This is a genomic window from Cellulomonas phragmiteti (genome assembly GCF_016862775.1).
Lineage (GTDB): Bacteria > Actinomycetota > Actinomycetes > Actinomycetales > Cellulomonadaceae > Cellulomonas > Cellulomonas phragmiteti.
On sequence record NZ_BONP01000005.1, the window covers coordinates 108,641 to 133,467 of the forward strand.

Genomic DNA, 24,827 nt, shown 5'->3' on the forward strand with positions numbered 1-24,827 from the left:
CGGGGTGGTCGCGATGACCACGTGGGACGTCATCGCGTTCAACGCACCGGGTGTCACCGGGCGCGGTCGGGGATGTCCGCCTCGTCGTCCTGCGTGGTGGGGGGTGTCAGCAGGAGGGTCGTGTCACGTTCGGGATGCCGACGCCCGACCACCACGAACGCTACCAGCGCGACGAGGCCCAGCAGGATCGACGTCCAGACGTTGAGCCGCACGCCCAGCACCGTCTCCGCCGGGTCGATGCGCAGCATCTCGATCCACAGGCGCCCCGCGGTGTAGAGCACCACGTACAGCCAGAAGACCCGGCCGTGCCCCAGCCGACGGCGCCTTTCCAGGTGGATGAGCAGGGCGGCCGCGGCGAGGTTCCACAGCAGCTCGTACAGGAACGTCGGGTGGAACAGCGTGCCGGGGTCGTACCCCGCCGGCAGGTGCAGGTCGTCGATGCGCAGCCCCCACGGCAGCGTCGTCGGCCCACCGAAGAGCTCCTGGTTGAACCAGTTGCCGAGGCGACCGATGCCCTGGGCCACCAGCAGACCGGGTGCCAGGGCGTCGGCGAACGGCGCGAGCCGCACGCCGCGGCGCCGGCAGCCGATCCAGGCCCCCACAGCGCCGAGCGCGACCGCACCCCAGATGCCGAGACCGCCCTCCCAGATGGCGAACGCCTTCCACGGGTCGCCGTCGGGTCCGAAGTACGCGTCCGGTGAGCTGAGGACGTGGTAGATGCGACCGCCGACGATCCCGAAGGGCACCGCCCAGTAGGCGATGTCCAGGACCTCCTCGGGGTCCCCGCCGCGCTCCTTCCAGCGCCGTTGCGTCATCACGGTCGCCACGACGATGCCGAGGAGGATCGCGAGCGCGTAGGCCCGCAGCGGGAAGGGCCCGAGGTACCAGACGCCCTGCGAGGGGCTCGGGATCGCGAGCGGCAGGATCATCGGGGGTTCCGTGACGCCGAGCGCACGCCCTCCGCCAGGCCTCCGACCACCGCCGCGAGCGCGTCGAGACCGGCGGACTCGTCGGTCGCCTCGAGCAGCGGGCGCACGAGTGCCGAGCCGACGATCACACCGTCGGCGTACCCGGCGACCTGCGCCGCCTGCTCGGGCCGCGAGACACCCAGGCCGACGCAGACGCGGGACGCCCCTGCCGCGCGCGTGTCGGCGACGAGCTGCTCGGCCCGCTCCCCCACGGTCGCGCGCTCGCCGGTGACGCCCATCGTCGATGCCGCGTACACGAAGCCACGGCTCGCGGCGACCGTGGAGGCGAGCCGCTCGGGGGTCGAGCTCGGCGCGACGAGGAAGACACGGTCGAGACCGTGGGCGTCCGCCGCCGCGATCCACTCGCCGCCCTCGTCCGGGATGAGGTCGGGCGTGATGAGGCCGGCCCCGCCCGCGGCGGCGAGGTCCCGCGCGAACGCGTCCACGCCGTAGCGCAGCACGAGGTTCCAGTAGGTCATCACCAGCACGGGCGCACCGGCGTCGGCCACCTGCTCGGCGACGCGTAGGGTGTCGGGCACCCGCGTGCCGTGCGCGAGGGCGTGGTTGGCTGCCGCCTGGATCACCGGCCCGTCCATGACGGGGTCGGTGTAGGGCACGCCCAGCTCGACGATGTCGACCCCGGCCTCGACCATCGTGCGCACGGCACGTGCCGACCCGGGCACCGACGGGAAGCCGACCGGGAGGTAGCCGATCAGCGCCGCCCGGGGGGCGGGACCCGCGGCCAGCTCGGCGAGCTTCTCCCCCGTGGCCGACCGCACGTCCGTCACGCTCACAGCTGCTCCCCCTCGTCGGCCTTCAGCACCGGCTCCGGCTCGATCAGCCCGAACCAGGCAGCGGCCGTCGCGACGTCCTTGTCCCCTCGTCCCGAGAGGTTGACCAGCAGGACCGGCTCACGGCCGTCCTGCGCCCACGTCGCCGCCTCGGCGCCGAGCTTGATGGCCCCGGCGAGCGCGTGCGCCGACTCGATGGCCGGGATGATGCCCTCCGTGCGGCACAGCAGGCGGAACGCCTGCATCGCCTCGTCGTCCGTCACGGGGCGGTACTGCGCACGGCCGGTCTCGTGCAGCCAGGCGTGCTCCGGCCCGACGCTCGGGTAGTCCAGGCCCGCCGACACCGAGTGGCTCGGCAGCGTCTGCCCGTCCTCGTCCTGGAGGAGATAGCTGCGCGCGCCGTGCAGGACGCCCGGGGCGCCCCCCGAGAAGCGCGCGGAGTGCCGGCCGGAGGCGATCCCCTCACCGCCGGCCTCGAAGCCGAACAGGCGCACCTGCGGGTCGTCGAGGAACGCGTTGAAGATGCCCATCGCGTTCGACCCGCCGCCGACGCACGCGACGACGGCGTCCGGCAGCGCGCCGGTCTCGTCGAGCATCTGCGCGCGGGCCTCGTCACCGATGACCCGGTGGAAGTCGCGGACCATCTCCGGGAACGGGTGCGGCCCGGTCACGGTGCCCAGCATGTAGTGGGTCGTCTCGACGTTCGCGACCCAGTCCCGCAGCGCCTCGTTGATCGCGTCCTTGAGGGTGCGCGCACCGATCGTGACCGGGACCACCGTGGCACCCAGGAGCTCCATGCGGGCGACGTTGAGCGCCTGCCGCTGGGTGTCCTCCTCGCCCATGTACACCACGCACTCCAGGTCGAGGAGCGCGGCGGCGGTCGCGGTGGCGACCCCGTGCTGCCCCGCACCCGTCTCGGCGATCACACGGTGCTTGCCCATGCGCTTGACGAGCAGCGCCTGCCCCAGGACGTTGTTGATCTTGTGCGACCCGGTGTGGTTGAGGTCCTCCCGCTTGAGGAAGACCCGCACACCCTCGCCGACGTGCCGCGCGAACCGCGGCACCTCCGTGATCGGGCTCGGGCGACCCGTGTAGGTGCGGTGCAGCCGCTCGAGCTCGTCGGAGAACGCGGGGTCGGCCAGCGCCTTGCGGTAGTGCGTCTCCAGCTCGTCGAGGGCGCCGATGAGGGCCTCGGGCACGAACCGTCCGCCGAAGTCACCGAAGTACGGGCCCTCGTGCCGTGCGAGGGGCCCGCCGGCGAGCAGCGCGTCGCGCATCTTGCGGCCGGTCTGCCCGCGTCCGGGGGCCGGGGCGCTCACTGCCGCACCGCCCGCAGCGCGGGGTGGGCGCCGGCGGCCACCAGGTCGGCGACGGACTGACGCGGGGCGTCGTCCGTCACCAGCGCCTCGCCGACGAGGACGACGTCCGCGCCGGCCCGGGCGTAGTCCATGACGTCGTGCGGACCACGCACACCGGACTCCGCGACCTTGACGACGTCGGACGGGATGGCCGGCGCGACGCGCGAGAAGGTCGTGCGGTCGACCTCGAGGGAGCGCAGGTCACGGGCGTTGACGCCGATGACGCGCGCGCCGGCGTCCACCGCGCGGGCGACCTCCTCGGTGTCGTGCACCTCGACCAGCGCCGTCATGCCGAGCGAGTGGACACGCTCGACCAGCGACTCCAGGACCGTCTGCTCGAGCGCCGCCACGATGAGCAGCACGAGGTCGGCGCCGTGCGCGCGCGCCTCCCAGACCTGGTAGGGCGAGACGACGAAGTCCTTGCGCAGCACGGGCACGTCGACCCGGGCACGCACCGCGTCGAGGTCGTCCAGCGAGCCGTTGAACCGGCGCTGCTCGGTGAGCACCGAGATGGCGACCGCACCGCCCTTCTCGTACTCCGCGGCCAGGGCCGCGGGGTCCGAGATCGCGGCGAGCGCGCCCTTGCTCGGGCTCGAGCGCTTCACCTCCGCGATCACGGTGACCGCGTCGGCCGCCTTGAGACGGGAGACGCACTGCAGCGCCGACTCCCGTCGCGCAGCACGTTCCTTGAGCTCCCCCAGAGGCGTCGCTGCCTCCCGCGTGGCGAGGTCTTCCCTGACCCCCGCGACGATGTCGTCCAGCACGGTCATCGACGGATCATCCCCTCTGGCCGGTTCGTGCGGCGCGTCTCCGCTCCCTGCCCGGGGCCGTCGCCGACGAGCCATGGTAGACGCGCCGGGCACCGCACTCGTCCACCCGCCCGAGGCGTGGGACCCGGCGCGCACGACGTGGACCTGCTACGGCGCGACGTCCAGGAAGGGCACCGTGAGGCCCACCGCGACCACGGGCAGCAGCACGATGAGGAACATGAGGGCGACCACGACGACGCCGAGCCCGGTCGCGACCCACCCGAGCACGATGCCGGCGATCGCCAGGCCGTCGTTGTCGGCCTCGCCGGCGGCGGCCGCGCGCCGCGCCCGTCCCCCGATCACGACGGCCGGTACCCCGGTGAAGAAGACGCACCCGAGGACACCGAGCAGGCCCAGGACCAGCGACCACACGGCGAGGTCGTTGCGCGGCCGGTAGGGCGCCCCGACGGGCGGGTACGGCCCCACGCCCGGCGGGTAGGGCCCCGCGGTCGGGTAGGCGGCCGCGATCGGGTATGGGGCCGCGGTCGGGGAGGGCCCTGCGGCCGGGGAGGGCCCTGCGGTCGAGGAGGGCCCCGTCGGCTGGTCGTGACCGGCAGCAGGCTGCGCGGCGGGCGGCTGCTCGGCCGGCTGCTGATCGGCAGGGGCGGGGTACGTGGCGTACGCACCCTCCTGCCCGTACACGGGTGCGGGTCGTCGGTCGTGCGGCTGGCTCATCGGGGGGACCTCCGGACGGATCGGGTCGAGGGCGCGGCGTGCTCGGCGTCAGGGCAGCGGCGCCGGGCCGAGGTACGGGACGAGCGCGGGCACGTTGCGCAGCACGGTGAAGGCCACGACGACGACGAGCACGGTCCAGGGCACCCAGGACGGCGTCGTCAGCGGCGGACCGCCGCGCAGCCGGCGCGCCGTCCAGACGCCCCACACCGCCACCAGCAGCGGTGCCGTGAGCGTCCAGAGGGGGTTGGCGAGCCAGGCTCCGGCGAGGTCGCCGGTGAGCAGGTCGTGCGTCGCGCGCAGGCCGCCGCACCCGGGGCAGGAGACCCCGAGCAGGAGCACCGACGGGCAGAGCCCGTAGCTCAGGGGCGTGTAGGGCGAGCGCACGACCAGCACGGCGGCGCCCGCCGCGGCGACCGCCGCGACGGCGAACGGCACCGCACCCCGCCGCAGGACCTGCGACGGGGGTGCGGTGCCGGTGCTCAGCACAGGGCTCCGTCCAGGGGTCACGGGGCCATCTGCTGCTGGCGCTCCATCTCCTGCTGGAGGTACTCGACGAAGCCGTCCCACCCGCCGTACTGGTTCATGAGCACGCCGTAGCTCACGAGGAAGTACAGGCCCGCCAGGACACCGAGCACGCTGAGGATGATGCCCGTGAGCGCGAGCCCGCCGTTGCTGGCCTCGCCGCGCGACGCCGCTGCACGTCCCTTGATGCCGAGCCAGATGCCGATCGCGCCGGGCACCAGGCCCACGACGACGCAGCACAGGCCCAGCGAGACGATGCCGAGCACCAGCGACCAGACACCGAGGGAGTTCCGCGTGGGCGCGGCAGGCGCGCCGTACCCGGCGGCGCCGTAGCCGCCCGCCTCCTGGCCGTACCCGGGCGCCTGACCGTAGACCGGGGGCTGGCCGGGCCCCGCGGGCCCACCCTGACCGTAGGCCGGCGGCTGCCCGTACCCGGGCGGCGGCGACTGGCCGTACGCCGGAGCGCCACCCGACGCCGGAGCGCCCGGCGCGTCGGGGCTGGTGCCCGCCGGGTACGGCGGGACCTCGCCCGCCGACGGCGGCACCGGCGGCTGAGCCGCGGCGTCGGGTGCCCCGGACCCGTCACCCGCCCGCTCGTCGGGCGTGTACGGGTCGCGGGGCTCGTTCGGGGTCGTCATGCGGCTCTCCCTGCCTCAGGTGGTGGCCGGTCGAGCCGGCCGGGTACGGACCGGAGGACTCCCGGTACGGTCAGTGGCCCCCGCGCCGCTGCGCGCGGGCCAGCGTGGCGGCGCCGCCCTGGCCGTGGCCGAGCAGCTGCAGGACCTTGCCGAGCACGAGCCCGGCGCCGATGAGGGCCATGCCCGTCCAGAACAGCCAGACGAGCACGAACGCCACGCCGAGCGCTGCGACGACCCCCCCGAAGACCACGGACCACGTCGTCGCCCAGGCGGCGACGGTGCGACCGTGGTTGGTCGGCGGCGTCGTCGGCGGCAGGTGGATCGTCTCGGTACGGGTGGGGTTCTGGGCTCGGTGGGCCAGCGAGTGATCGGCCATCTGCGGTGCGTCCTCCGTGCTCGGTTTGCCTCACCCTATCCGAGAGCAGACCCGCCCACGCGCTGGTCAGGACGGGTCGTCGCCCCGCGTCAACGCGTCCCAGTCCGCGCGCTCGTCGACGGCCCCCTGGTCGGGCGCGACGGCGCCGTGCACCGCGGGCCGCTCGTGCCGACGCGAGCGCTGGTGCCACGGGCCGCCGGCACGAGCGAGCGCCCCCGCCAGCACGACGACGAGCACGCCCACGGTCAGGGCGACGACCGGCGCCCCGGTGGCCGAGGCCGTCGCGTCACCCGCCGTGACGCCCGTCGCGTCGGCGACGGCGCCGGACACCGCGCCCGCGGGGTCCGCCAGCACCGTGGCGGCCGCGCCGGCCGCGAGCGCGCCGGCCCCCGCCACCACGACCGCGACCACCCAGCGGCCGACGCGACCCACGAGTGCCACGGCTCCCGCCGCCGCCAGCAGCACGAGCGCCGCCGCCGGGACCTGCGGTGCGGCCAGCCGACCCGCGACGTCGACCGCCACCGGGCCGTCGAGCACGCTCGTGCCCTCGGCAGCCACCCACGTCGGCAGGCCGACGGCGCCGACGGCCGCCGCCGCGAGGACCAGGAGCGCCGCCCAGCGGCCACGCCGGGGACCCTGCGTGGCGGCCGCCGCCCCGGTGGGCGCCGGCACCGAGGTCACGGCGTCTCGCGCAGCAGCCGGGACGCGAGCTGCACGGCCCGCACGGCCGCCGCCGCCTTGTTGCGGGACTCCTCGTACTCCAGCGCGGGGACCGAGTCCGCGACGATGCCTCCCCCGGCCTGCACGCTCGCGCGCCCGTCGCGGATCACGGCCGTGCGGATCGCGATGGCCATGTCCATGTCCCCGGCGAAGTCGAAGTAGCCGACGGTGCCGCCGTAGACACCGCGACGGGCGGGCTCGAGCTCGTCGATCAGCTCGATGGCCCGCGGCTTCGGGGCGCCCGAGAGCGTCCCGGCGGGGAACGTCGCGACGAGCGTCTGCAGCGCGGTCGAGCCGGCCCGCAACCGGCCGACGACCGTCGAGCAGATGTGCATGATGTGGGAGAAGCGGCGGACCGTCATGAACTCGACGACCTCGACGCTCGTGGGCTCGCACACCTTGACCATGTCGTTGCGGGACAGGTCGACGAGCATGATGTGCTCGGCCCGCTCCTTGGGGTCGGCGAGCACGTCGTCGGCGAGGGCGCGGTCCTCCTCGGGTGTCGCCCCGCGCGGGCGGGAACCGGCGATGGGGAACGTCGTGACGTGACCGTCGACGACCTTCACGAGCGTCTCGGGGCTCGATCCGACGACCGCGAAGTCCCGGCCGTCGGCGTCCTGCAGCGCGAGGAGGTACATGTACGGGCTCGGGTTCACGGTGCGCAGCACGCGGTAGACGTCGATCGGGTCCGCCGGGCAGTCCAGGTCGAGCCGCTGGGACAGGACGACCTGGAAAACGTCACCGTCGCGGATCGCCTCCTGACCACGCCGGACCTGGTCCTCGAACTCCTCGCGGGTGCTGCGGAACTCCAGCTCGGGGGCGGTCGCGTCGGGGTCGATGACGGCGGGTGCGGGCGGTGCGGGGCGCCGCAGGGCGGCCTGCATCTCGTCGAGGCGGCGCACCGCGTCGGCGTAGGCGTCGTCGACCCGCTCGTCGGTCGCGTCGAAGTTGATCGCGTTCGCGACGAGCCACACCGAGCCGTCCACGTGGTCGACGGCGGCCAGGTCCGAGGCGAGCAGCATCGTCACCTCGGGGATGCCGAGCTCCTCGGGGGCACGGGCCGGCAGCGTCGGCTCCCAGTGGTGCACGACGTCCCAGCCGAGGACACCGACGAGGCCCCCGGTCAGGGGCGGCAGCCCGGGGATGCGCGGGGTGTGCAGCACCTCGAGCGTGCGCCCGAGCACGTCCAGGACGTCACCCTCGGTGGGCACCCCGACCGGGACGTCGCCGGACCACGACGCGCGGCCCGCGCGCACCGACAGGCACGCGCGGGACGTCACGCCCACGAACGACCAGCGCCCCCAGGTGCCGTCGGACTCGGCCGACTCCAGGACGAACGTGCCGGGACGGCCTGCCGCCAGGGTCCGGTACAGCCCGACGGGCGTCACGTCGTCGGCGAGGAGCCGGCGCACGACCGGGACCACGCGCCGGTCGGCCGCCAGGGCGCGGAAGCCGTCCGGCGTCGGCCACGTCGCACCCCAGGGCACGTCCGTGGCGGTCGCGCGCGGCGCGGCGGAGACGGACGGCTGGGTCACGGCTGGGCTCCTGGGGTGGCGGGGGCGACGGCGCCCACGGACGGGTCGACGGTGCCGGACGTGCTGACGGGCAGGGGTCCACCGGCCTCGAAGCAGGTCCGGGTGCCGGTGTGGCACGCGGCGCCCACCTGCTCGACCGTCACGAGCAGGGCGTCCCCGTCGCAGTCGAGCGCGACGGAGCGCACGTGCTGCACGTGGCCCGAGGTGTCGCCCTTGCGCCAGTACTCCTGGCGCGAGCGGCTCCAGAACGTCACGCGTCCCGACGTGAGCGTGCGGTGCAGGGCCTCGTCGTCCATCCACCCGAGCATGAGCACGTCACGCGTGTCGTGCTGCTGGACGATCGCGGCGACGAGGCCGGTGTCGTCACGCCGCAGACGCGCGGCCACCGACGGGTCCAGGGCGGAGTCCGTCACGCGGCCGGCGGGCGGGGTCGTGGGGTCGGTCTGCGGCACGCCACGATCCTGCCACGCGGAGCCGCGCCACGATCACGTCGTCCGTGGTGGCCGAGGGCGGGACCGCAGGTCGGGACCCGCTCAGCGGGTCTGCGACACCCACGCGGCGTGCATCGACGCGTAGTGCTCGCCGCGCGCCACCAGCTCGGTGTGGGTGCCGACCTCGACGACACGTCCGGCGTGCACCACGACCACCAGGTCGGCGGCCTCCGCGGTCGACAGGCGGTGCGCGATCGTCAGGGTCGTGCGGCCGCGCGCGAGCTCGCGCAGGGCGCGCGCGATCCTCACCTCGGCGACGGGGTCGACCGCGGAGGTCGCCTCGTCGAGCAGCAGGAGGTCCCCGTCCGCGAGGCGGGCGCGCGCCAGCGCGACCAGCTGCCGCTCCCCCGCCGACAGCAGCTCGCCGCGCTGCCCGACCGACGTGGACATGCCCGCGGGGAGCTCGGCGACCCAGGCGTCGAGCCCCAGCTCCTCGACCACCTGGGCCACCCGGGCCTCGACGTGCGGCGGGAGGTCGGGGCCGAGGGCGGCGGCCTCGTCGCGCAGCCCGTACGCGATGTTCTGCGTGAGGGTGCCGTCGAACAGGAACCCCTCCTGCGGCACGAGCACCACGCGACGTCGCAGGTCGGTGGACGCCACGCGCCGCAGGTCGACGCCGTCGAGCAGCACCGCACCGGTCGTCGGGTCCATGAACCGCGCCACGAGCTTGGCCAGCGTCGTCTTGCCCGACCCGGTGGCCCCGACGACCGCGACGGACGTGCCGGCGGCGACCTGCAGGTCGACGTCCTGCAGGACCGGGGGCCCGCCCGGGTACGCGTAGCCCACGTGCTGGAACGTCAGCGCGGCGGGACCGCGGGGGCTGGGCACGGCGTCGTCCCCCGGCTCGGCGACGTCGACGGGCGTCTCGAGGACGCCCAGCACGCGCCGCCAGCCGCTGATGGCGTTCTGCAGCTCGTTGAGGATCTCGGTGGCCATCTGCACGGGTCCCGTGAACAGCTGGACGAGGAACAGGAAGGCCAGGACGCGACCGACGGTGAGGTCGCCCGCCACCCCGAGCCAGGTGCCGGCGACCACCACGACCGCGAGGACCAGGTTGGCGACGAGCACCCCGGAGGAGAAGACCACGGCCACGAGGTTCTGGGCGCGCACCATCGCCCGGCGCGTCGCGGCGACGGCGCCGTCGATGCGGCGCTGCGTGCGTGCCGCCACGCCGTAGGCGCGGATCGTCTCGGCCCCGACGACGGCCTCGGAGACGGCTCCCAGCATCGCGCCGTACCGCTCCCGGACCGCCGCGTACCGGCGGTTCACGCCGCGCTGCATCCGCGGCAGGACGACCAGCAGGGGGACGAAGCAGGCCCACACGAGCAGGGTGAGCTGCCAGGAGTAGACCGCCATCAGCGTCGTGGCCACGAGGATCTGCAGCACCGAGACGAGCAGCATGATGCCGCCCCACTGCACGAACATCGAGATCGTGTCGACGTCGGACGTCACGCGCGAGACCAGGGACCCGCGACGCTCGGTGTTCTGCGTGAGGACCGACAGGTCGTGCACGTGACGGAACGCCCGGGTGCGCAGCGTCAGCAGGCCCGCCTCGCTCGAGCGGAAGAGCCGCACGTTGACCAGCGCGGAGCACGCCGCGCCCACGGCGAGCCCGACCGCGGCGATGCCGACGAGGGCGGCCGCCCGGGTCACGTCGGCGCCGCCCGGCGCGAGGATCGCCGTGTCCACGGTCTGCTGCACCGCGACGGGCACGAGCACCCGTGCCGCCGCGGCGACGACGGCCAGCGCGAGCGTCAGCGTGAGCCCCTCGAGCAGCTCCGGCGAGACCTGGGCCGCACGGCGCAGCGTCGCCAGGACACCCAGCGTGCTGGCCGGGGCCATGCGGCCGTCGCGGACGGCGTCCTGCGGTGCGTCGGCGGCGCTCACCTGGGTCCTCCTGCCGTGACCTCGTCGTCCCACACGTCGGTGGCCTCCTCGTCGGCCTGCTCCCGCACCCGGCGCTGCGACTCGCGCTCGTAGGCCGTCGCGAGCTCGCGGTAGCCCGGGTCGCGCGCGAGGAGCTCGGCGTGGGTGCCGCGGTCGACGACGCGCCCGGCCTCGACGTGCACGACCTCGTCGGCCAGCAGCACCGACGCCATGCGGTAGGCGACCAGGAGCACCGTCGGGCCCGTCGCGTCGTCGTCGGAGCGCAGACCGGTGAGGATGGCGCGTTCGACCCGAGGGTCGACCGCGGACGTCGCGTCGTCCAGCACGAGGACCCGGGGCCGGCGCACCAGGGCACGCGCGAGCGCCAGCCGCTGGCGCTGGCCCCCGGACAGGTTCGCGCCGCGCTCACCGAGGGGCGCGTCGAGGCCGTCCGGCAGGGCGCGCACCACGTCGTCGACGCGCGCGGCCGCCAGGGCCGCCCACACCTCGTCGTCGCCCGGTGCGCCCTCGTCGCCCGGGTCGGCGAGCGTGACGTTTCCCCGCACCGTGTCCTCGAAGACGAAGGTCGACTGGCTCACGTACCCGACCTGCGCGGCGAGGTCGGCGGGCCGCAGCTCGCGGACGTCCGTCCCGTCGAGCTCCACGACCCCCGCCGTCGGGTCGACCAGACGCGGCACGAGGCCCACGAGCGTCGACTTGCCGGAGCCTGTCGGGCCGACGACCGCCAGCGTGCGCCCCGGGGCGACGTCGAGGTCGATCCCGCGCAGCAGCTCGACCTCGCCCTCCGCGGTGGGCACGCTCAGCCGCACGTCGCGCATCCGCACGCCGGCACCGGGCGTCGTGGCGGCCCACGGCGTGGCGCCGTCGACCGGCACCTCGCCGGCGTCCAGGACGCGGGATATCCGGTCGTGGCCCACCAGGCCGCGCGGCAGCTCCCCCAGGACCCACCCGAACGCGCGGACGGGGACGGCGAGCAGCGTGAGCAGGTACGCGGCCGCGACGACGTCCCCGGTGCCGATGGCGCCGGCCGCGACCCGGTGGACGCCCACGAGCAGGACCAGCAGCGTGCCGAGGTTCGGCAGCAGGTCGATCACGGGGTCGAAGACCGCGCGGACGACACCCACCCGGACGTTGGCCTGGCGCAGCTCGCGCGCCCGGTCGGAGAAGCGCTCCTCCTCGCGGTCCTCGGTGCCGAGGGACTTCACCAGCGCGGCGGCCTCGAAGCTCTCGTGCGCGACGTCGGCCACCTCGGCGCGCAGCTGCTGCGCACGCGTGATCGCGGGTGTCATGCGGCGCTGGAACACGAGGTTCGCCACGACCGCGAGCGGCAGGACGACGAGCGCCGCGAGAGCCAGCCAGACGTCCGTGCGCAGCAGCGCCACCGCCGCTGCCACGATCATCACCACGACCCCGAGCGCGAAGGGCAACGGGTTGAACACCCCGGTCGCGGCCTCGACGTCCGACCCGGCGTTCGACAGCAGCTGGCCCGTCGGGTGGCGGCGGTGCCAGGACATCGGCAGCCGCAGGTACTGCCGGGTCACGGCGCGCCGGTGGTCGGCCTGGATGTCGGCGACGCCGATCCCGGCGAGGACCCGGCGGGCGGCCACGGTGAGGGCCAGCAGGAGCGCGACGAGGGCGACGGCCAGGCCGGCGAGCCAGATCCTCCCCTGCGCCTCGGTCGAGCCGGCGAGCGCGGGGACGACGACCTGGTCCGTCACGGCTCCCAGGACGCGGCTGACCACGACCGTCAGACCGCCGAACAGCGCCGACGTGCCGATGGCCGCGGCGTACGTCCGCGGGTGGGCTCGAAGGCCCCGCCAGATCAGGCCCACGGAGCGCCGGGCCGTGGAGCCGCGCAGCGCGGACCGCGCCGCGGGCGCGGTGGGGCGCTGGGGGTCGTCAGAGGGCCGGGGGCGCGCGGGCACGGCTGTCACACTCCTGGGGGGCACGGGGATCTGGCGATCTTCTCACGCAGGTGCGACAGCGCCCCGCGGGAGCGGGTCGCGTGGCGTCCTGCGCGACGGCACCCCTCGCGTGGCACGATCACGTGCCATGACGTGGCACGAGACCGAACGGGACTGGCTCGCCGAGGCGCTGCGTGCGGCGGACCCGCACGACCCGACGCTGTGCGCGGGCTGGCAGGCGCGCCACCTGGCCGCGCACCTGGTGCTCCGTGAGCGTCCCGCCGTCGCCGCCTCCGCGGTCCGCGGCGGGCTGGCGGCGGCCACCGAGCGGCTGGCCGCCGGCGCGTCGGACGCGGCCGGCTACTCGGCCCTGGTCGACCGGTTCGCGGCGCCGCCGCCCCGCTGGAGCCCGCTCGCGTGGGCGGGTGACGCGGTCAACGTGACCGAGTACTTCGTCCACACGGAGGACGTGCGTCGTGGCGCCGGCACGATCGAGCCGCGCGAGCTGCCCGACGGTCTGCGGGACGCGCTGTGGTCGCAGCTGGTCCGCATGGCGCCGCTGCGGCTGCGCCGCCTCGGGCCGGGCGTCGTGCTGGTGCGTGACGACGACGTCCGCTCCGCGGTCCACGCGCCCCGTGCGGGCCGTGGGTCGGTCGTGCTGCGGGGCGACGTCGGCGAGCTGGTGCTCGCCGTCTCGGGGCGCCTGCAGGCCGCGGACGTGCGGCTCGACGGAGCGGCGGACGACGTCGCCGAGGTGCGGGAGCTGCTCACCGGCCCCTGAGCCGACGCCGGCCGGGGGTCAGCGCACCACGACGTCGGCTGCCCGCAGCGCCTCCTTCACCTGCCCGATCGTCAGCGCACCGAAGTGGAAGACGCTCGCGGCGAGCACCGCGTCGGCGCCCGCCCGCGCGGCCGCGACGAAGTGCTCGACGGTGCCGGCACCCCCCGAGGCGACCAGGGGCACGCTCACCCGGGCCCGGACGTCCGCGATCATCTGCAGGTCGAAGCCGGCGGTGGTGCCGTCCGCGTCCATCGAGTTCAGCAGCACCTCGCCGACCCCGAGGTCCACGGCCCGGTGGGCCCACTCGACCGCGTCGACGCCCGTGCCGCGGCGACCGCCGTGCGTCGTGACCTCGTACCCGGACGGTGTGCGGACGTCGCCGGTGGTGCGGCGCGCGTCGACCGAGAGCACCAGCACCTGGGACCCGAACCTGTCGGCGATCTCGGTGATGAGCTCGGGCCGTGCGATCGCGGCGGTGTTGACGCCGACCTTGTCGGCACCGGCACGCAGCAGCCGGTCGACGTCGTGCGGCGACCGGACGCCGCCGCCGACCGTCAGCGGCACGAAGACCTCGCCGGCCGTGCGGCGCACCACGTCGTAGGTCGTCTCGCGGTCGGACGACGACGCGGAGACGTCGAGGAACGTCAGCTCGTCGGCGCCCTCCGCGTCGTAGCGGCGGGCGAGCTCGACCGGGTCACCGGCGTCCCGCAGGTTCTCGAAGTTGACGCCCTTGACCACGCGGCCCGCATCCACGTCGAGGCAGGGGATCACCCGTAGCGCCAGGCTCACGGCGCGACCTGCGCGGGGGTGCCCGTCGCGAGGATGTCGATCACGAAGACCACCGTCTTTCCGGCCAGCTCCTCGCCGTCGGTGACGCCGAGGGGGTACGAGGGGGGCACGACGAGCATCACGCGGCTGCCGGCGGGCTGGTCGACCAGCCCCTCGGCCCACGACGGCACGTCCGAGAGCAGGAACGAGACCGGCAGCACGCGCTGCCACGTCGAGTCGAACAGCGCGCCGTCGTCCCACGCGAACCCGCCGTACTGGACCGTGATGACGTCGCCCGCCGCGACCTGGGCGCCCGTGCCGCGCACGAGCGGCTGCACGACGAGGTCGTCGGGGGGAGGGGTCCCCGTGGGTGTCAGCGTGAGCCCGCCGTCGCCGGCCTCCGTGACCACGGGCAGCGCCGGGTCCGGCGTCAGCGGCTCGCCGACCGCCCGGGTCGGGAGCACGTCCAGCACGGTGACCGTCGGGTAGTCGCCACCCGAACCGCCGGGGGCGACCTGCAGCAGACGTGCCCCGACCTGCTGTCCCTGCAGCGTCTCGTAGAGGTCCGTCCCCAGGTCCTCGACCGTCAGCATGCGGGGCGTCGGGCTTGTCGAGTAGCTCTCCTTCACCAGGCTCGCGTCGGTCGCGTTCTCGAGCCAGAAGTCGATGAGGACGGGTGCGCCGTCCACGAGCTCGGCACCGGTGCCCGGCCAGACCGTCTTGCGGTACGTCTCGTCGACCGTCAGGGGCGTCAGGTAGGTCACCGTCGGCGCCTCCCCCGCGCCGCCCGTCACCGTGACGTCCGGGACGACCGACGACGTCACGCCGCAGGCGGCGAGCAGGAGGGCCACGAGGACGGGCACCGCCACCCGGCGGGCACCTGCCACCAACCGCACGTCCGCGCCTCCCGTGAGCTCGGTCCACCTCGACGTCGGCGTGGTCCCGGGTCGCCCGGCCCACGCTCGACGGGGCCTCACTGTACGACCCCGGCGGGGTCGCCCGCCCCGACGTCCGGTCGTCGCCGCCCGGCGCGCGGCGACGGCGCCCTCACATCGACTCGATGAGCCGGTCGACCCGCTCGTCGACGCTGCGGAACGGGTCCTTGCACAGCACGGTGCGCTGCGCCTGGTCGTTGAGCTTGAGGTGGACCCAGTCCACCGTGTAGTCGCGCCGTGCGTCCTGCGCCGCCCGCACGAAGTCGCCGCGCAGCTTGGCCCGCGTCGTCTGCGGGGGGACGGCCGTCGCCTCGAAGACGTCGAGGTCGGTCGTGACCCGCTCGACGAGCCCACGCGCGGCGAGCAGGTTGTACAGGCCCTCGGTGCGCGAGATGTCGTGGTAGGCGAGATCGAGGCGCTGCACGCGCACGTCCGACAGCGCCAGGTCGTGCTTGGCGCGGTACCGCTCGATCATCTGGTGCTTGATGACCCAGTCGAGCTCGCGCTCCACGAGCGTGAGGTCGCCGGTGCGCAGCGCGCGCAGCCCGCGCTCCCACAGGTCCAGCACCTGCTTGGTCTCGGGCGACGGCCCCACCTCGGCGGTGACGAAGTCGCTGACCCGCGTGAGGTACTCCTCCTGCAGGTCGATCGCGGTCACCGTGCGGCCCGTCGCCAGCGTCACGGGCTGCTTCCCGGTCATGTCGTGGCTGATCTCGCGGATCGCCCGGATCGGGTTCTCCAGCGTCATGTCCCGCATGGTCACGCCCGCCTCGATGAGGCGCAGCAGGAGATCGGTGGAGCCGACCTTGAGCATCGTGGTGGTCTCGGACATCGACGAGTCGCCCACGATCACGTGCAGGCGCCGGTAGTGCTCGGCGTCCGCGTGCGGCTCGTCGCGCGTGTTGATGATCGGTCGTGACCGGGTCGTCGCGCTGGAGACCGCCTCCCAGATGTGGTCGGCCCGCTGCGACAGGCAGTACACGGCGCCGCGGGGTGTGGCGAGCACCTTGCCCGCACCGGTGAGGATCTGCCGCGTGATGAGGAACGGCACCAGGACGTCCGACAGCCGGGCGAAGTCCCCCTGACGGCGCACGAGGTAGTTCTCGTGGCAGCCGTAGGAGTTGCCGGCCGAGTCGGTGTTGTTCTTGAACAGGTGGATGCGTCCGGGCAGGCCCTCGTGCTCGAGCCGCTGCTGGGCGTCCTCGACGAGTCCCTCGAGGATCCGCTCGCCGGCGCGGTCGTGCGTCACCAGCTGGCGCCAGTCGTCGCACTCGGCCGTCGCGTACTCGGGGTGCGACCCGACGTCGAGGTAGAGCCGCGACCCGTTGCGCAGGAACACGTTCGACGACCGGCCCCAGGCCACGACCTTGCGGAACAGGTAGCGCGCGACCTCGTCGGCGGACAGCCCGCGGCCGTCCTGGGCCGCGCACGTGACCCCGTACTCGGTCTCGAGACCGAAGATGCGTCTGTCCATGCGTCACTCCCCGTCGATCGTCCCGCGACCCGACCGCACCCTCAGGGGGCGGGTGTCGCGTCCCCGCCCGGCGGGGAGTCGTCCCCGCCGAGCACGTCCTCCAGCAGCGCTCCCGTCAGCCGCCGGAACGCGCGCCGCGGGCGTGTGCGGTCCAGCACGGCCACCTCGAGCTGCGACGCACCCAGCGTCCGGGGCTCGCCGTCGTCCGCGGCCGACCCCAGCACCTGCACGGCGAGCCCGAGCGCCTGCGCGAGCGTCATCCCCGGGCGCCATCCGGCACCCAGGAGCCCGGCCAGCCGCTCCGCCTGACCCCCCATGACGACCCAGCCGTGCTCGTCGGCCACCGAGCCGTCGTACGACAACCGGTAGATCTGGTCGCCCGCCGGCTCACGACCGACCTCGACGACGACCAGCTCGACCTCGAGGGGCTTGGACTCCGTGGTGAACACCGTGCCGAGGGTCTGCGCGTAGGCGTTGGCCAGGCCGCGCGCCGTGACGTCGACGCGGTCGTAGGAGTAGCCGCGCAGGTCGGCGTACCGCACACCGGCGACGCGCAGGTTCTCGAACTCGTTGTACTTGCCCACGGCGGCGAACGCGATGCGGTCGTAGATCTCGGAGATCTTGTGCAGCGCCCGCGACGGGTTCTCCGTGGCGAACGCGATGCCGTCGTCGTACTGCAGCACCACCACCGAGCGTCCGCGGGCGATGCCCTTGCGCGCGTAGTCCGCGCGGTCCTTCATCAGCTGCTCGGGTGAGACGTAGAACGGCATGCTCATCGCGCACCTCCCTCGCGGCGGGTGCTGCGCCTGCCGTTCTCCACCACGTCGACCGCAGCGGCGAGGTCGTCGTCCGTCACCCGCAGGTAGCCCGCCTCGGTGACCGTGGCGACCACCGGCCAGATCCGCCGGGCACGGTCGGGACCGCCCGTCGCGGAGTCGTCGTCCGCTGCGTCGACGAGGGCCTCGACGGCGACCCGCACGGCGGTCGACGCGTCCAGGCCGTGCCGCCACCGCTTCTTGAGCGACCCGCGCGCGAACACCGAGCCGGAGCCGACGGCGTGGTGCTCCTGCTCCTCGTAGCGCCCGCCGGTGACGTCGTAGGAGAAGATCCGGCCCCGGCCGCGGTCGAGGTCGTACCCCGCGAACAGCGGCACCACGGCGAGCCCCTGCATCGCCATCCCGAGGTTCCCGCGGATCATCGTCGCGAGCCGGTTGGCCTTGCCGTCGAGCGACAGCAGGCTCCCCTCGATCTTCTCGTAGTGCTCGAGCTCGAGCTGGAAGAGCCGGACGAGCTCGATGGCCAGCCCGGCGGTCCCGGCGATCCCGACGGCGGAGAACTCGTCGGCCGGGAACACCTTCTCGATGTGCCGGCTCGCGATCATCGAGCCCATGGTCGCGCGGCGGTCGCCCGCCATGACGATCCCGCCGTCGAACGTCAGCGCGACGATGGTCGTCCCGTGCGGTGCCTGCAGGTCGCCGCCGGGCAGCGCCCGGTGCCCGGGCAGGAGGTCAGGGGCGTAGCCCGCGAGGAAGTCGACGAACGACGAGGAGCCGGGCGTCGTGAACGCGTGCGGGAGCCGGCCGGACGAGTCGTGCAGGGTCATCGGCGCTCACTGCCCGCCCTTCTGGACGAACCCGCGGACGAACTGCTCGGCGTTCTGCTCCAGGACGTCGTCGATCTCCTCGAGGAGCGCGTCGACCTCCGCGTCACGGGCCTGCGCGCTCGGCGCGGCGGGCGCCGGCGTGCCCGGCTCGTCCCCCGGCTCGTCGTCGTGACGGCGCCTGACGTGTTCCTGCCCAGCCATGGTGACCTCCGTCCTGCGGTCACGTCCCGCGTGCCCGCGTGCCCACCCTAGGCCCAAGACCGCTCGCACGGGCCCGTGGAGGTCACCACGCGGGCACCGGGCCGTGGCCCGCGCGCCGGGCGTACCGGGGCGCGCAGGAGATCACCTGTGGACGACCACCGCGCACGCTCCCTGGCCTGGCACGATGCGCCCATGCCCGACCTCCCGGACACCCTGTACACCCGCACGCTGCGCGCGCTGCAGGACGTGACCGCGTGCCCCGCGTGCACGGCGACGCTGCGCGCCGGGCGCTGCGGTGCCTGCGGGCTGGACGTGTCAGGCCCCGACGGGGTGCTCGTGTGGCAGGACAGCCAGGCCGTCGTCCGCGCGCTCACCACCCGCCAGCAGCGGGTCGCGGCGATGCGCGCGGCGCAGGCCCGGCAGGGAACCGGGACCGTGCCGACGCGGCCGCCCGCGGCGGCACGCCCGGCAACCGCGGCCGGCCCGCCGCCGACCCCTCCCCGCCGGCCGACGGGGACGACCACGCCGCCGCCGAGCACTCCCCCGGCGTCGCGCACGCTCCCGGTGGCGCCCCCCGCCGCACCCGGGTCGGCCGCACCCGGGTCGGCTGTGCCCGCCGCCGGCGCTCCGGCGCGACGACCCTGGCGGGTGCAGACCGTCCTGCAGGTCGTCGGTGCGGCGCTGCTCGTGGCCGCCAGCGTGACGTTCCTCGTCTTCGCGTGGGACGTCATGGGCCTGCGCGCCCGCGCGGCCGTCGTCGGGGTCGGCACGCTCGTGGTCTTCGCGCTCGCCTCCTGGATGCGCGCACGACGGCTGCCGCAGGGCGCCGAGGCGGTCGGCACGGTCGCCGTCGTGCTGCTCCTGCTCGACGCCTGGGCGCTGCGGGCGACCGGCGTCGTCGTACAGGGTGACGGCACCGGGCAGGCGGGCGTGTCGGCCCTCGTGTGCGCCGGCCTGCTCACCGTCTGGGGCGTGCGGTCGCGGCTGCGCGTGGGCACGGTCGCCGCGGCGGCGCTGGTGCCGCTGGCGCCGCTCGCGTGGGTGCCGGCCGCGCCGGACGCCGCCGGGGTGGGCGCCCTGCTCCTCGTCTCCGGCGTGCTGGCGGCCGCTCGCGCCGTGCCTCCCTTCGCGCACGGACGGGCCGAGCGCGCCGTCCTGCGGGTCGCGGCGGCGCTCGCGCTGGGAGCGGCCGCGCTCACCGCGTCGGCCGCCACGGTCGCGCGCCTGGGCACCGACCCCTGGGAGCACCTCGCGCTGCTCACGGCGCTCGTCGCGGTGCTGGTCCTGCAGGTCGCCGTGGAGGCGCGCACGGTGGACCTGGGCAGCCGCGCGCGGCCGCCGTGGACGTCCCCGGGTGCGACGGCGATGCGCACGGCGTGGGCCGCTGCCGTCGGCGTGACGACGGCGCTGACGGCCGCAGGTGCGGTGGCGGCACTCGCGGCGCCCTCCGCGGACCAGCTGACGACGTCGCAGGCCGCCGTCGTCGGGGCGTGCCTCGCCGCCGTGGGCCTGCTGCTCGTGCCGCGCGCGCACGACGGGGACCCGGACGTGCGGGTCGCCGCACGGGCCGGCCTCCTCGTCGCCGCCGCGGCGGCCACCTGGGCGGCGCTGGTGCTCACCGTGGCGACGGTCGCGCGGCTCTTGCCGGACCCGTCCCGCGCTCCCGCCGTGGACGCCGGTACCGCCGCCGCGGGTGCGCTCCTCGTCGCGGGAGCGCTCGCCGTGCTCGCCGCGCGCCGCGCCGACGGCCGGCCCGCACGCGCCGCGGCCCTCGGGTGGCGGGCCGCTGCGGTGCTCGTCGCCGTCACCGCTCCCGTCCTCGTCGCAGCCGGACCGGTCGGCGCGCTCGTCCTGGTCGGCGGCGAGGCGGTCGTCGCGGGTGCGTTCGTCGCCGCGGCACGCGGCCGGCTGGGTCCCGTCGCGGCACGCACGGGGGCCGTCGTCGCGACGGTCCTCGCCGTGCTCGGCGCCGCACCGCACCCGGGGTGGACGGCGGCCGCGCTCCTGCTCGGGGCCGCGCTCGCGGTGCACGCCCGCTCCTGGTCGACCTCGGCGAGGTCGGCGCCCTCCTCCACGCTCGCCGCGGCGGCGCTCGTCCTGGCGGCCGGTGCCACGGGTGGCGCGACCTTCGAGCTGCCCAGCTCGGGCGCGCTGGGGCTGACCCTGGCGCCCGTCGCGGCGGCGCTCCTGGTCCGGGCCCGGGTCGTCGGCGCCCGCCGCGCCGGTGCGGCCGAGCGTGACGCCGCCCTCGGCGGTCTCGCTGTCGCCCTGGGCATCGCGTGGCCGGCGGCCGCTGCTGCGCTGGACACCGCCGCACGCCTCGGCGACCCGTCCCCCGCTCCCCTCGTGCACGCCGCACCGCTCGTCGTGGCCGCCACGGCGCTCTCGCTGGTGGTGGTGCTCCTGCGCGCGGGACGGACGTGGGGAGCCGCGCACGTCGCGTCCGGTGCAAGCGCGGCAGCGCCCGTCGGCGGGTTCACCGTCGCGACGCTGCACGCCGTCGCCGGGATGCCCGACCACGCCGCGAGCGCGGTGCTGATCACCGTGCTCGGCGTCGTGTCCCTGGTGACGGCGCCGCTGCTGCGTCCCACCGGCGGTGCGCTCGCCCGGCACTGCGCCGAGGTCGCCGGCGTCGTGGTCGTGGCTGCCGGCGTCGCCGTCGGCGCCGGTGCGGGCCCCGGGCCGGTCGCCGTGGTCCTGCTGGTCGCCGCGGTCGGGGCGGGCGCCTGGGCGCTCACCCCGGGGCGGCACCACGCGTGGTGGGTCGCCCTGGCCCTCGGCACGTCCTCGTGGTGGGTCCTGCTGGTGGCGCAGGAGGCGACGGTCGTGGAGCCCTACACGCTGCCGCCGGCGCTCGCGGTCGCAGCGGTGGGTGCGTGGCGCGTCGCGCGCCGCCGCGCAGGTGCGGCGACGCTGCTCGTCGCCGGACTCACCCTGGCGACCGTCCCCACCGCGGTCCTGCCCGCCGTGCTGGAGCTGGGACCGCGCTGGGTGGACCGCGGCCTGCTCACCGCGGGCTCGAGCGTCGCGGTCGTCGTGGCGGCCCTGCTGCTCCGACGCCGGCGCCCGGCCGCGGCCGACCTGCTCGCCGGGCTCGGTGCCCTGCTGGTGCTCGCCGGTCCGCTCCAGCGGGCCCTCACGCTCGCGGTCACGCCCGGCGCGGTGCCCACGGGGCCGCTGCTGCCCGACGGCACCGGCCTCGTCGAGATGTGGTCCTGGCCCGCCGCCGTGGCCTGGGGAGCGTGCGCGCTGGTGGTGCGCACACCGCGCGCGCGCACGGTGCTCGACCGTGCGGCCCCGTGGGCCCTGCTCGCCGCGACGGCCGGCCCGACGCTCCTGGCGGTCGTCGTGGCCCCGGGCGCGGCGTCGGCACCCGTGCGGGCAGGAGCCGCAGGGATCGTCGCGACCGCGCTGGCCCTGGCGGGGGCCGCGACGGGCCGCCGCGTCCGCCCGCCCGGGGCGCGCACCGTGCCCGGCGGGCCGCGCACGGGTGTCGCGCTCACCGGCCCCGGGCTGGTGCTGGCGGGTGCCGCGGCCGCGAGCACCACGGCGGTCGTCCTCTGGCACGCACCGCTCACCGTGCTCGGTCCCGTCCACGACCTGCCGGCCCTGGTCGCGGGCCTCGTCGCCCTCGCGGCGGTCGCGCTCACCGCGCGACGCGACGACGTCCCGCTGGTGTGGGTGGTCGCCGGGGCGCTCGCGCTCGCGCCCTCGCTCCTGGCGCGGTCCACCGACCTGCGTCTCGTGCTGTGGGGCCTGACCGCAGCGGTGCTCCTCGGTCTGGCGGCGGTCGCGCACCGGACGGCCGCCGTCCCCCGGCCCGACGGGTCGTCCCCGAGGTCCCGCCCTGACCGGGTCGCCGCCGCGGACGTCCCCCGCGTCCTGACCGCTGCGGCGCTGGCGGTCGCCGTGGCCGGACCGTGGGCGTCCGCCGTGGGGTCCGCGCTGAGCGCGGGCACCCCGTCGCCCGTGCGTGTCGAGCTCGTCGCGGTCCTGACCTGGCTCGTGGCGCTGCGTCATGCGCGGACCTGGCGGCCCGGCCCCGTCGGGGCGGCGTCGCTCACCGTGCTCGTCGCGATCCTGGCCGTCCCCCTCACGCTCGCCGTCGACGCCTCGGTGCTCGGCACGGCGCGCGGCGCGCTCGTGCTCGCGGGCGGCACCGCGCTCGCGTGGCGGCTCGCGGGCCGCACGGGCACCGCCCTGGGGCTGGGCACGGCGACGCTCGCGACCGCGGCTCTCGCGCTGCGCGGCGGCCCCGAGCCGCCGGACGTGCCGTGGACGGTGCTGGGGCTCGTCGCGCTCGTGCTCGGTGTGCGTCGCATGCTCCAGGGGGCCGACCGGACGTCGTGGCGGACGCTCGGACCTCCACTGGCCCTGACCCTCGGCGCACCGTTCGCCATGCTCGTCGTGGACCCCGCGGGCTGGCGCGTGGTGACGCTGCTGGCGCTGGGCGTCGCTGCCGTCGTCGTGGGCGCGGTCCGCCGCTGGCAGGCTCCCTTCCTGCTCGGCGCGGCGGGGGTCCTGGCGACGCTCGTCGTGGTGCTCAGCCCCGTCGCGGCCGACGCGCTCGCCGCGGTCGACGGCTGGGTGCTGCTCGCGGTGGGAGGTGCGCTCGTGCTCGGCCTGGGCGTGACCTACGAACGCCGCGTCCAGCAGGCGCGCGAGGCGGTGCGGTTCGTCGGCGAGATGCGCTGACGGGGCCGCCGGTGGTCACCCGCCGAGGGCCGCCAGCAGGGAACGTGCGTCGGGGCTGCGGTCCAGCAGCTCGCCGACGTGCGCCCGCGTGCCGCGCAGGGGGTCGCGCATCGGCACACGCTGCAGCGTCTGGGCACCGGGGACGTCGAACACCACGGAGTCCCAGCTCGCCGCGGAGATGTGGCCCCCGTAGCGGGCGACGGCCTCCCCGCGGAAGTACGCGCGCGTGTCGTGCGGCGGGTGCACGACCGCGTCCTCGACCTGCTCCGGGGTCACGAGGAGCTCGACGGCGCCGGCGGCGACGAGGCGGTGGTAGAGCCCGCGCTCGGGTCGCACGTCGGACCACTGCAGGTCGACGGCCGCCAGGCGGGGGTGGTCCCACGCGAGGTGGTCGCGTCGTCGCATGCCGTCGAGCAGCCGCAGCTTCGCGAGCCACTCGACCTCCCGGGCGCACGACGCGGGTTCGTCGGCCAGGCGCCCGAGCAGGGACTCCCAGCGCGCCAGCACGTCGAGCGTCTGCTCGTCCGGAGCACCACCGGCCGCGTCCAGGGCCCCGCGGACCGCCGCCAGGTACTCGGCCTGGACCTCCAGGGCCGTGAGCCGGCGCCCGTCGGCCAGCTCCAGCCGCTCCGTGAGCGCGAGGTCGTGGCTCACACGGTGCACGGACTGGACGGGGTCCCGCAGCGCCAGCCGGTCCACCGCCTGCAGCACCCGGCGCGCCGCCCCGCCGGCCTCCCCCTGCTCGATCAGCCACAGGACGAGCGAGGTGGTCCCGAGCCGCAGGTAGGTGGCGACCTCGAGCATCGTGGCGTCGCCGATGATGACGTGGAGGCGGCGCCAGCGCGCCGGGTCGGCGTGCGGCTCGTCGCGGGTGTTGACGATGGGACGGCGCAGCGTCGTCTCCAGGCCGACCTCCGCCTCGATGTAGTCCGCGCGCTGCGAGAGCTGGAACCCCGGGTGCTCACCGCGCTGGCCCAGGCCGACGCGCCCGGCACCGGTGAAGACCTGCCGGGTCACGAGGAAGGGCGTCAGCCGGGCGACCAGGTCACCGAACGGGACCGCACGGTCGACGAGGTAGTTCTCGTGCGTGCCGTAGGTCGCCCCCTTGCCGTCGACGTTGTTCTTGTACAGGGTCACGTCGGGCAGGGCGGGGTTCGCCGCGAGCCGACGCACCGAGTCGAGCATCACGAGCTCCCCCGCGCGGTCCCACCGCACCGCGTCCAGGGGCGAGGTGACCTCGGGGGACGAGTACTCCGGGTGGGCGTGGTCGACGTACAGCCGCGCGCCGTTGGTGAGGATGACGTTCGCCGCGCCCGGGTCCTCGTACTCCTCGACCTCCGACCGCGGCATCTCCTGCGGGCCGTCGCCCGACGGTGCGGGCACGGTCGGCGAGTCCGTGAGCAACGACGGGTGGGCGGCCGCACGCTGCAGGTGGAACCCCCGGGCGTCGTGCAGCGGGTCCTCGTCGTCGTAGTCCCACCGGGCGCGGGCACGCCCGGACTCGCGCGCCGCCGCGTGCACCGCGACCACGTGGCTGGACAGCAGCATCGGGTTCGCCAGCGGACGCCCCGGCTGCAGGACGCCGTACTCCGTCTCGAGCCCCATCACACGCCGCACCGTCACGCCGACCACCCTAGGTGCCGCGCCGCCGACGGGCGGTGGGCGTTCACGTGCCAGGACGTGGACGGTCGGTGCG

22 protein-coding genes are annotated in these 24,827 nt (G+C 75.7%); 2 read left to right on the forward strand and 20 right to left on the reverse strand.

The genetic code is table 11. From position 1 onward, the window contains the following. Nucleotides 1–53 precede the first annotated feature (53 nt). From lgt to Cph01nite_RS06245, 13 genes are all read right to left on the reverse strand, one after another. Nucleotides 54–929 (reverse strand): prolipoprotein diacylglyceryl transferase, encoded by an 876-nt coding sequence (gene lgt, locus Cph01nite_RS06185; RefSeq protein WP_203672333.1) that lies wholly within the window; start codon nucleotides 927–929, stop codon nucleotides 54–56. After that, nucleotides 926–1,762 carry a tryptophan synthase subunit alpha gene (trpA, locus tag Cph01nite_RS06190; protein WP_203672335.1) on the reverse strand — a complete coding sequence of 279 codons (837 nt, stop codon included), beginning with the start codon at nucleotides 1,760–1,762 and terminating at the stop codon, nucleotides 926–928. The genes lgt and trpA overlap by 4 nt, the downstream gene beginning before the upstream one ends. Continuing rightward, the gene (gene trpB / locus Cph01nite_RS06195) at nucleotides 1,759–3,036 is read right to left on the reverse strand and encodes a tryptophan synthase subunit beta (RefSeq protein ID WP_203672494.1); all 1,278 of its coding nucleotides are present in this window, start codon (nucleotides 3,034–3,036) and stop codon (nucleotides 1,759–1,761) included. Before trpB ends, trpA begins: the two co-directional genes overlap by 4 nt. 38 nt (nucleotides 3,037–3,074) lie before the next feature. Next, nucleotides 3,075–3,887, reverse strand: coding sequence for an indole-3-glycerol phosphate synthase TrpC (trpC, locus tag Cph01nite_RS06200; RefSeq protein WP_203672337.1), 813 nt, complete (start codon nucleotides 3,885–3,887; stop codon nucleotides 3,075–3,077). Between the two features lie 147 nt (nucleotides 3,888–4,034). Next, nucleotides 4,035–4,601: a DUF4190 domain-containing protein gene (locus tag Cph01nite_RS06205; RefSeq protein ID WP_203672339.1), complete on the reverse strand. Its 567-nt coding sequence runs from the start codon at nucleotides 4,599–4,601 to the stop codon at nucleotides 4,035–4,037. Between the two features lie 48 nt (nucleotides 4,602–4,649). After that, the gene (locus tag Cph01nite_RS06210; RefSeq protein ID WP_203672341.1) at nucleotides 4,650–5,108 is read right to left on the reverse strand and encodes a DUF2752 domain-containing protein; all 459 of its coding nucleotides are present in this window, start codon (nucleotides 5,106–5,108) and stop codon (nucleotides 4,650–4,652) included. Further along, complete coding sequence (locus Cph01nite_RS06215; protein ID WP_203672343.1) at nucleotides 5,105–5,761, reverse strand: DUF4190 domain-containing protein; 657 nt, start codon at nucleotides 5,759–5,761, stop codon at nucleotides 5,105–5,107. The genes Cph01nite_RS06210 and Cph01nite_RS06215 overlap by 4 nt, the downstream gene beginning before the upstream one ends. A 70-nt stretch (nucleotides 5,762–5,831) precedes the next feature. Then, nucleotides 5,832–6,137 carry an HGxxPAAW family protein gene (locus Cph01nite_RS06220; protein WP_203672345.1) on the reverse strand — a complete coding sequence of 102 codons (306 nt, stop codon included), beginning with the start codon at nucleotides 6,135–6,137 and terminating at the stop codon, nucleotides 5,832–5,834. 66 nt (nucleotides 6,138–6,203) lie between these two features. After that, the gene (locus tag Cph01nite_RS06225) at nucleotides 6,204–6,818 is read right to left on the reverse strand and encodes a Trp biosynthesis-associated membrane protein (RefSeq protein WP_203672347.1); all 615 of its coding nucleotides are present in this window, start codon (nucleotides 6,816–6,818) and stop codon (nucleotides 6,204–6,206) included. Beyond that, nucleotides 6,815–8,392: an anthranilate synthase component I gene (locus Cph01nite_RS06230; protein ID WP_203672349.1), complete on the reverse strand. Its 1,578-nt coding sequence runs from the start codon at nucleotides 8,390–8,392 to the stop codon at nucleotides 6,815–6,817. The genes Cph01nite_RS06225 and Cph01nite_RS06230 overlap by 4 nt, the downstream gene beginning before the upstream one ends. Then, the gene (gene hisI, locus Cph01nite_RS06235; protein WP_373307543.1) at nucleotides 8,389–8,844 is read right to left on the reverse strand and encodes a phosphoribosyl-AMP cyclohydrolase; all 456 of its coding nucleotides are present in this window, start codon (nucleotides 8,842–8,844) and stop codon (nucleotides 8,389–8,391) included. The genes Cph01nite_RS06230 and hisI overlap by 4 nt, the downstream gene beginning before the upstream one ends. 81 nt (nucleotides 8,845–8,925) lie before the next feature. Continuing rightward, a complete protein-coding gene (locus Cph01nite_RS06240) occupies nucleotides 8,926–10,725 on the reverse strand; it encodes an ABC transporter ATP-binding protein (protein WP_203672497.1) in 1,800 nt (599 codons plus the stop codon). 41 nt (nucleotides 10,726–10,766) lie between these two features. Next, nucleotides 10,767–12,695: an ABC transporter ATP-binding protein gene (locus Cph01nite_RS06245; protein WP_203672351.1), complete on the reverse strand. Its 1,929-nt coding sequence runs from the start codon at nucleotides 12,693–12,695 to the stop codon at nucleotides 10,767–10,769. A gap of 127 nt (nucleotides 12,696–12,822) precedes the next feature. Between Cph01nite_RS06245 and Cph01nite_RS06250 the strand changes: the two genes are divergently transcribed. Further along, a complete protein-coding gene (locus Cph01nite_RS06250) occupies nucleotides 12,823–13,455 on the forward strand; it encodes a TIGR03085 family metal-binding protein (protein WP_203672353.1) in 633 nt (210 codons plus the stop codon). A gap of 18 nt (nucleotides 13,456–13,473) precedes the next feature. Here the strand turns inward: Cph01nite_RS06250 and hisF are convergent, their stop codons facing one another. From hisF to Cph01nite_RS06280, 6 genes are all read right to left on the reverse strand, one after another. Further along, the gene (gene hisF / locus Cph01nite_RS06255; RefSeq protein WP_203672355.1) at nucleotides 13,474–14,244 is read right to left on the reverse strand and encodes an imidazole glycerol phosphate synthase subunit HisF; all 771 of its coding nucleotides are present in this window, start codon (nucleotides 14,242–14,244) and stop codon (nucleotides 13,474–13,476) included. Continuing rightward, on the reverse strand, nucleotides 14,241–15,092 hold the full coding sequence (locus tag Cph01nite_RS06260) for an FKBP-type peptidyl-prolyl cis-trans isomerase (RefSeq protein WP_239069074.1): 852 nt from the start codon (nucleotides 15,090–15,092) through the stop codon (nucleotides 14,241–14,243). The genes hisF and Cph01nite_RS06260 overlap by 4 nt, the downstream gene beginning before the upstream one ends. A gap of 178 nt (nucleotides 15,093–15,270) precedes the next feature. Then, the gene (pafA, locus tag Cph01nite_RS06265) at nucleotides 15,271–16,632 is read right to left on the reverse strand and encodes a Pup--protein ligase (protein ID WP_203672360.1); all 1,362 of its coding nucleotides are present in this window, start codon (nucleotides 16,630–16,632) and stop codon (nucleotides 15,271–15,273) included. A gap of 41 nt (nucleotides 16,633–16,673) precedes the next feature. Continuing rightward, the gene (gene prcA, locus Cph01nite_RS06270; protein ID WP_203672368.1) at nucleotides 16,674–17,408 is read right to left on the reverse strand and encodes a proteasome subunit alpha; all 735 of its coding nucleotides are present in this window, start codon (nucleotides 17,406–17,408) and stop codon (nucleotides 16,674–16,676) included. Continuing rightward, nucleotides 17,405–18,235: a proteasome subunit beta gene (gene prcB / locus Cph01nite_RS06275; protein ID WP_203672369.1), complete on the reverse strand. Its 831-nt coding sequence runs from the start codon at nucleotides 18,233–18,235 to the stop codon at nucleotides 17,405–17,407. The genes prcA and prcB overlap by 4 nt, the downstream gene beginning before the upstream one ends. 6 nt (nucleotides 18,236–18,241) lie before the next feature. After that, entirely contained in the window at nucleotides 18,242–18,436 is a 195-nt protein-coding gene (locus Cph01nite_RS06280; protein ID WP_203672370.1) for a ubiquitin-like protein Pup, read from the reverse strand. Between the two features lie 192 nt (nucleotides 18,437–18,628). Between Cph01nite_RS06280 and Cph01nite_RS06285 the strand changes: the two genes are divergently transcribed. After that, complete coding sequence (locus Cph01nite_RS06285; protein WP_203672371.1) at nucleotides 18,629–23,131, forward strand: SCO7613 C-terminal domain-containing membrane protein; 4,503 nt, start codon at nucleotides 18,629–18,631, stop codon at nucleotides 23,129–23,131. Between the two features lie 15 nt (nucleotides 23,132–23,146). On the opposite strand, the gene dop is transcribed toward Cph01nite_RS06285, so the two are convergent. After that, nucleotides 23,147–24,754, reverse strand: coding sequence for a depupylase/deamidase Dop (dop, locus tag Cph01nite_RS06290; protein ID WP_275407384.1), 1,608 nt, complete (start codon nucleotides 24,752–24,754; stop codon nucleotides 23,147–23,149). Between the last annotated feature and the right edge of the window lie 73 nt (nucleotides 24,755–24,827).